Below are 7,660 nucleotides of genomic sequence, written 5' to 3' on the forward strand. Positions count from 1 at the left end.
ATGCCCAATCAGCATAGCATTAATTCCCGATTTTAGCCCCAGATTTTGCAATTCTCCCATCACCGCCTCTCGTCCCCCGGCATAACGGAGGATTTGTTGAGGTAAGATAAACCGGAAAATAGCGATCGCTTTTAGGGCAGTAAAAGGGTCTAGTTTGGGTAAATGACCTAAAGGGGTGCCACTTCTGGGGTTTAATAGGTTAATCGGCACTGATTCCACTTCTAATTCCGCCAGAGAAAAAGCTAAATCAATGCGATCAGTCCAACTTTCCCCCATACCGATAATTCCCCCCGTACAAGCTTGAATTCCCGCCGCTTTCAGGTTTTTTACCGTTTCTACCCGATCCTGCCAACTGTGGGTGGAGACGACGTTAGGATAAAAATTCTCGGAAGCTTCCAGATTGTGATTATAACGGGTAACTCCAGCTTCTTTTAAGGCCTGGGCTTGGGCAAGGGTTAACTCTCCGAGGGCGCAACAGGGTTTAATCTTGGCCGTTTCGATGATTTCTTGAACTGTGGCCAGTATTTCCTCGAATTCCTGCGATTTAGGGCTATTGTACTTTAATCCCCGGCCTTGACTAACTAAACAGAAGCGTTTGGCCCCCGCGTCGGCTGCCGCTTTCGCATGGCTGACGATTTCCTCGCGACTTTTTAAACCGTAGATAGGCGAATCTTGACCGGGATGGTGGGCGGATTGGGAACAAAAACTGCAATTTTCCGAACAACTTCCCGATTTTATGTTGATAATGCTACATAAATCTACCGTATTACCACAACAGGCCTGACGAATGCGATCGGCAGCTTCACATAAGCTGAAAATATTTTCCTGACCTTCGATCGCAGTTAAAGCTAGGGCCTCTTGCTTACTGAGTCGATCTCCGGCGATAATCTGATTAGCCCTAGTCTGTAACCAGTTTTTTAAGGCTTCTCCCTCCATGGGGATAGATTGAGTAGCGGTGTGTGTAGAGACTTGTACCACGTCGTTTATGCTCTGACTAAGTTAGGCTCATCTTATCATTATTCAGTTACCGGGGAAAGATTAATAAAAAACTTTAGAAAAAAATGCCCTTTTGTGCTAGACTACCCGCAAAAGTTATCTTGTCTCCGATTTTATGAAAGTTATTCCCACGGAAATTCCTGATGTTTTAATCATTGAACCGCAAGTTTACGGAGACGATCGAGGTTTTTTCTTGGAGAGTTTTAATCAGAAAGATTTTCGAGAAAAAACTGGAGTCAATACCACTTTTGTTCAGGATAATCACTCTATGTCCTTAAAAAATGTCCTGCGAGGATTGCACTATCAAATCCCCAATCCCCAGGGTAAATTGGTGCGAGTGGTGAACGGTAGTGTTTTTGATGTGGCCGTGGATGCGCGTCAAAGTTCCCCCACTTTTGGGCAATGGGTAAGCTGTGTTTTAAGTGCGGAAAATAAACGTATTTTCTGGGTTCCCGAAGGTTTTGCCCATGGCTTTCTAGTTCTCTCTGAACGAGCCGAATTTCTCTACAAAACCACTAATTATTATTATCCCCAATACGAAAAAACCATTTTATGGAATGATGCCGATTTAGGGATTGATTGGCCCCTAGAGATTCCCCCGATTCTCTCCCCTAAAGACCAAGCTGGACAACCCTTTAAATCCGTGGAAGTTTTCCCCTAAAGACAATGAAAAAAGTTTTACTAATTGGTGCTAAAGGTCAAGTGGGACAAGAGTTACAAGTAACTTTACCATTCTTGGGCGAAGTTATTAGTATCGGTCGAGAAGAACTAGATTTAACTAACTCGGAAAAAATCGGCCAGTTAATTAGGGAAATTCACCCCGATTATCTGGTTAATGCCGCCGCTTATACGGCAGTGGATAAAGCCGAAACCGAGCCAGAATTAGCCTATGCTATCAATGCTACAGCCCCGAAAATCATGGCGGAATCTGCCGAGAAAATTCAAGCTAAATTTCTCCATATTTCCACCGATTATGTGTTTGATGGTCGAAAAAATACCCCCTATCTAGAAACCGATCTAACTAATCCTTTAGGGGTTTATGGACAATCAAAGTTAAGGGGAGAAGAGGAGATTAAAACTGTTAATTCTCAGGCAATTATCCTGCGTACTGCTTGGGTTTACGGCAGTTATGGCAAAAGTAATTTTGTCAAAACCATGCTGAGATTAGGCAAGGAAAGAGAGGAGTTAAAAGTAGTTGTCGATCAGGTGGGAAGTCCCACTTGGTCCAAAGATATCGCCACGGCCATTACTCAGCTTTTAATTAATGTCGATAATCCCGCAGGAATCTATAATTTTACTAATAGCGGTGTCGCCAGTTGGTTTGATTTAACTAAAGCGATTTTTGAGGAGGCAAAAATAAGCGGTATTCCCTTAAAAATTCAGAGAGTAATTCCCATTACTACTGCTGAATATCCTACCCCAGCAGTGCGTCCAGCCTACTCGGTTCTTTCCGGTCAAAAAATCTCGCAACAATTGGGTTATATTCCTCCCTATTGGCGGGATTCCCTCAAAGCTATGCTCACCCAACTATTTAATCTTTAAAACTATGAAAGCACTAATTTTATCTGGTGGTAAAGGTACGAGGTTACGTCCCCTAACCTATACGGGTGCAAAACAGTTAGTTCCCGTTGCCAATAAACCGATTTTATGGTATGGAATCGAGTCAATTGTCGCCGCAGGAATTACCGATATTGGCATTATTATCAGTCCCGAAACCGGGGAAGAAATTCGTCAGACCACGGGCAGTGGTGAACAGTTTGGGGCTAAGATAACTTATATTCGCCAAGATCAACCAGCCGGATTAGCTCACGCGGTCAAAACTGCCCAATCTTTCCTAGCAGATTCCCCCTTTATTATGTACTTGGGTGATAACCTAATTGAGGATGATTTATCGCCCTTTTTAGACTCTTTCCAAAAACAGTCCCTTGATGCTTTAATTCTCCTGCGAAAAGTGTCTAATCCCAGTGCTTTTGGGGTGGCAAAAGTAGATGAAACCGGCAAAGTTTTATACTTAGTCGAAAAACCCAAAGACCCCCCCTCAAATTTAGCTTTGGTGGGGATTTATTTTTTTGCCCCCACCATTCATCAAGCGATCGCATCTATTCAACCTTCGGCAAGGGGTGAGTTAGAAATTACCGACGCTATCCAAGAATTAATCAATCAAAATAAAGCAGTAGAAGCCAATAAACTACTGGGTTGGTGGTTAGATACGGGTAAAAAAGATGACTTATTAGAAGCAAATCGGATTATCCTTGATACCAGTCTAGAAATCGCTTTGCGGGGAGAAATTGATGCTAATAGTCAGGCGATCGGAAGGGTACAAATTGGTCAGGGTAGTAAAATTATTAATAGTACCATTCGCGGCCCTGTCATTATTGGAGAAAATTGTCACATCGAGAATTGTTTTATCGGTCCCTATAGCAGTGTGGCTAATGGAGTAAAATTAATCGATGCCGACATAGAACACAGTGTAATTCTCAAAGATGCCACGATTATTGGCATTCATCAGCGCATAGTTGATAGTGTGATCGGACGACGGGCAAAATTAGAAATTGCCCCCCAACGTCCCAAGGCTTTACGCTTTATGATCGGGGATGATTCCCATGTAGAATTAGTGTAGTTAATGGGGATTAACTACCCCTTTAATTAGGGTTTGCGGCAAAAAGTTTTTCCTGGGTGTAGGGTGTAGGATTTTACCGATTTTCAGAGGTTCAATTACCTAATTTTCAGGGAAAAAGTGCCTGAATTTTCCCCCCAATCACTCCAATCGCTGGCACTTTTTGATGGGAAAAAAGTCTAAAAGCCTTATCCAACAAGGTTTTTAGATTTATTCAGCCAACCCTAACTATGTTATAATCAAGAGTCTGACCTATTTTACCGTTCTAGAACTATGACGCAACAGTATCGCATTACCCTACTACCCGGCGATGGCATCGGGCCGGAAATCCTCGCTGTCACCGTAGAGATACTGAAAGTCATCGCTAAAAAATTTGACCTCCAGTTTGACTTCCAAACCGCTTTAATTGGAGGGGCAGCCATTGATGAAACCGGCAGTCCCCTCCCCGAAGCAACCCTGAGCGCCTGTAAAAATAGTGATGCTGTTCTCTTGGCCGCTATTGGGGGTTATAAATGGGATAATTTGCCTCGGCAGCAAAGGCCAGAAACGGGATTATTAGGCTTAAGATCCGGTTTAGGTCTTTTTGCTAATTTACGTCCTGCCACCATTTTTCCGCAATTAATCGACGCTTCTAGTCTCAAACGGGAGATTATCGAGGGAGTGGATATCATGGTCGTCCGGGAATTGACCGGGGGTGTTTACTTCGGTCAACCGAAGGGGATTTTTGAGACGGAAACGGGAGAAAAATGCGGTGTAAATACCATGGTTTACTTGGAATCGGAGGTGGACCGCATCGCTAAGGTGGCCTTTGAAATTGCCCAAAAACGCGGCAAGAAACTCTGTTCCGTCGATAAAGCTAATGTTCTCGATGTTTCCCAACTCTGGCGCGACCGGGTGACGAAAATCGCCGCTAATTATCCCGATGTGGAACTTTCCCATCTCTACGTCGATAACGCAGCCATGCAGTTAGTCCGGGCCCCCAAACAATTTGATACTATCGTCACGGGCAATTTATTCGGTGATATTCTCTCCGATGAAGCGGCCATGTTAACCGGTAGTATCGGAATGTTACCCTCCGCTAGTTTAGGGACTGCTGGGGTGGGAGTTTTTGAACCCGTCCACGGTTCGGCCCCAGATATCGCCGGCCAAGATAAAGCCAATCCGATCGCCCAGATTCTCAGTGCTGCTATGATGTTAAGATATGGGCTAAATCAGCCTTTAGCGGCAGCAGCACTGGAAAAAGCCGTAGAAAAAGTCTTAGAGTTCGGTTATCGTACCGGAGATATTTTCTCGGAAGGTATGACCTTAGTGGGATGCCAAGCTATGGGCCAGGCCATCCTAAAAGTTTTAGAATCCTAACAAAAGTGGCATAATCGGAAATCGTCATATACCATTGATTTAATAAATATGTCAATTTAATCGTGGGGAGACGAGTGCTATGGTAGCCCTATCCGAGAAAACAGAACAACAACGTGTCGATATGGAAATTCCAATTTTGTTAGATCCTACTGTCTTACGGGCGGCCAGACGCATTTATCGCATCTACTGTACCCTCAATAGCAGAGTTAGTAAACGTCCTTTCGGTGTCGCTATTAACCGCGACAATCATCGGGGCCAATTAATTTTTAACAATAAACCGATTCTTCTCCCCGGTGAATGTTTCGTCCCGATTAAGCAAATCGAATCAGAAGCCTATTAATTTTTGTGAAGATTTGCCCTAAATATCTTGCCAAACGTCAGCTAATACCCACTGGCGTAATTTTTTTGTCTAATATAGGGTTTGCTGAATAAATCTAAAAACATTGTTCGATAAGACTTTTAGACCTTTTTGAAATCCAAAAGTACCGGCCATTGGAGTAATGGGGGGGAAAATTCCTGGACTTTTTCCCTGAAAATCGGTAAAACCCTACACCCCACACCCTACACCCCACACCCCACACCCAAGACAAACTTTTTGCCGCAAACCCTAATATAAAAAGATGTTCGGGAATAATCTTAACTCTACCCTAATCCAAGACCTCGATCGCCTAGAAAATCGTCTTCGGGAAATTCCCCTCGAACCGGGGGTTTACTTCCTGCGCGACCAAAATGGCGAAATTCTCTACATCGGTAAATCCAAAAAACTCCGGTCTAGAGTCCGTTCCTATTTTCGTCCCAGTCAACCCCTCAGTCCCCGCATTGCTTTGATGGTGCGACAGGTGACGGAAATTGAATTTATCGTCACCGACACGGAAGCAGAATCTTTGGCCCTGGAAGCTAATCTAATTAAACAACATCAGCCCCATTTTAATACTCTCCTCAAGGACGATAAAAAATATCCATACATTTGTATTACTTGGTCGGAAACCTACCCGCGCATTTTTATTACCCGCAAACGTAGCATAAATAACCAAAAAGACCGTTATTATGGTCCCTACGTCGATACCAGGCTGCTGCGCTACACTTTGCACCTAATTAAACGCACTTTTCCCCTGCGTCAACGTCCCCAACCTCTTTTTAAAGACCGTCCCTGTTTAAATTATGATATCGGTCGTTGTCCGGGGGTTTGTCAAAAATTAATTAGTCCCCAAGATTATCGAGAAACCTTGCAGAAAGTGGCGATGATTTTTCAGGGAAGGACGGGAGAATTATTAGACAAATTAGCGACAAAGATGCTCGCAGCGTCGGAAAACCTAGATTTTGAACAAGCGGCCACGATTAGGGATCAAATTCGCGGATTACAGGCTCTTAATACCGATCAAAAAGTCTCTTTACCCGATGATACCGTATCCCGGGACGCGATCGCTTTAGCTAAAGACGAGCAGCATTGTTGCATACAATTATTCCAAGTGCGTTCTGGTCGTTTGGTGGCACGTTTGGGATTTTTTGCCGATAGTCAGTCAGCAAACGAGGGAGAAATCCTGCAAAAAGTCCTGGAAGAACATTATTTATCGGTGGAAGGGGTGGAAATTCCCAGCGAAATCCTGCTACCCTGCGAATTACCGGAAGGTGAGGTGTTAGCGGGGTGGTTAAGGGAAAAAAAAGGTCGCAAAGTCGAGTTAACTGTCCCCCAACGGCAAAGTAAAGCGGATTTATTAGCTATGGTCGAGAAAAACGCTCTTTATGAGTTAGAAAAGACGAAAAGAAGCGCCGACCGAGATTTACAGTCTTTGCAGGATTTAGCGGTAATTCTCGATTTACCGGCACTACCCCACCGCATCGAGGGTTATGATATTTCTCATATTCAGGGTTCTAATGCAGTCGCGTCGGGAGTGGTGTTTATCGATGGGGTGGCCGCTAATCAACATTATCGTCACTATAAAATCAAAAATCCCGAAGTTAAAATCGGCCATTCCGATGATTTTGCCAGTTTAGCAGAAGTAATTCGCCGGCGTTTCCGTCGTTATGCCGAAAATACCGATAATATTGCCGAAAGTGATGATTTTCCCGATTTGGTCATGATTGATGGGGGAAAAGGACAATTATCAGCAGTGGTGACAGTTTTAGGGGAGATGAATTTATTAGAACAGGTAAAAGTTGTTAGTTTAGCTAAACAGAGAGAGGAGATTTTTTTACCGGGGGAATCCTCTCCTTTAGAGACAGATAAGGAACAACCCGGAGTGCAATTATTGCGTCGAGTCAGGGATGAAGCGCATCGCTTTGCTGTTAGCTTTCACCGACAACAAAGGATGCAAAAAAGTCGCCGTTCCCGTCTTGATGAGATACCCGGGTTAGGTTTTAAGCGACAAAAAGATTTATTAGCTCATTTTCATTCTCTGGATTATATTCGCGAAGCTTCCCTAGAACAATTGCAACAGGTGACAGGAATTGGCGAACAATTAGCTAAGGAAATTTATAATTATTTTCATCCTAAGTAGGCTATCCATTAGTCGGATCTTTCTTAACAAAAAGAGAAGAAACTTAAGGTTCTTCGTTACTTGGTATGGTTCGATCAGGGGGCATAAATAGGCTAAATCCTTATCTGGCAAGAGACTTAATTGATTAGCTCGTTCTAGATTGAAAACAATTGGCAAAAATCGAAGCAATGTCTTTCTATATAAGGGTTTC

The 7,660-nt window shown here is 43.6% G+C and carries 9 protein-coding genes; 7 read left to right on the forward strand and 2 right to left on the reverse strand.

The features are described 5' to 3' along the window. On the reverse strand, positions 1–978 hold a 978-nt coding region (gene bioB / locus PX481_RS20185), incomplete at its 3' end, for a biotin synthase BioB (RefSeq protein WP_288095657.1). A gap of 133 nt (positions 979–1,111) precedes the next feature. Between bioB and rfbC the strand changes: the two genes are divergently transcribed. The 7 genes from rfbC to uvrC all read left to right on the forward strand — a co-directional run bounded on the left by rfbC (position 1,112) and on the right by uvrC (position 7,470). After that, entirely contained in the window at positions 1,112–1,657 is a 546-nt protein-coding gene (gene rfbC, locus PX481_RS20190; RefSeq protein WP_002763473.1) for a dTDP-4-dehydrorhamnose 3,5-epimerase, read from the forward strand. 5 nt (positions 1,658–1,662) lie between these two features. Further along, the gene (gene rfbD / locus PX481_RS20195; RefSeq protein ID WP_288095659.1) at positions 1,663–2,538 is read left to right on the forward strand and encodes a dTDP-4-dehydrorhamnose reductase; all 876 of its coding nucleotides are present in this window, start codon (positions 1,663–1,665) and stop codon (positions 2,536–2,538) included. 4 nt (positions 2,539–2,542) lie between these two features. Then, a complete protein-coding gene (locus PX481_RS20200) occupies positions 2,543–3,616 on the forward strand; it encodes a glucose-1-phosphate thymidylyltransferase (RefSeq protein ID WP_288095661.1) in 1,074 nt (357 codons plus the stop codon). Positions 3,617–3,886: 270 nt separating this feature from the next. Beyond that, on the forward strand, positions 3,887–4,972 hold the full coding sequence (leuB, locus tag PX481_RS20205) for a 3-isopropylmalate dehydrogenase (RefSeq protein WP_193958899.1): 1,086 nt from the start codon (positions 3,887–3,889) through the stop codon (positions 4,970–4,972). 79 nt (positions 4,973–5,051) lie between these two features. After that, positions 5,052–5,312 carry a hypothetical protein gene (locus PX481_RS20210; RefSeq protein ID WP_002734814.1) on the forward strand — a complete coding sequence of 87 codons (261 nt, stop codon included), beginning with the start codon at positions 5,052–5,054 and terminating at the stop codon, positions 5,310–5,312. Positions 5,313–5,441: 129 nt separating this feature from the next. Then, the gene (locus PX481_RS20215) at positions 5,442–5,588 is read left to right on the forward strand and encodes a hypothetical protein (RefSeq protein WP_002763481.1); all 147 of its coding nucleotides are present in this window, start codon (positions 5,442–5,444) and stop codon (positions 5,586–5,588) included. Between the two features lie 4 nt (positions 5,589–5,592). Further along, entirely contained in the window at positions 5,593–7,470 is a 1,878-nt protein-coding gene (uvrC, locus tag PX481_RS20220; protein ID WP_288095664.1) for an excinuclease ABC subunit UvrC, read from the forward strand. Here uvrC and PX481_RS20225 read toward each other — a convergent pair. After that, on the reverse strand, positions 7,432–7,660 hold a 229-nt coding region (locus PX481_RS20225; protein WP_353852205.1), incomplete at its 5' end, for a hypothetical protein. The two genes, uvrC and PX481_RS20225, sit on opposite strands and share 39 nt — an antisense overlap.

The sequence above is a fragment of the Microcystis sp. M53603_WE2 genome (assembly GCF_030065435.1).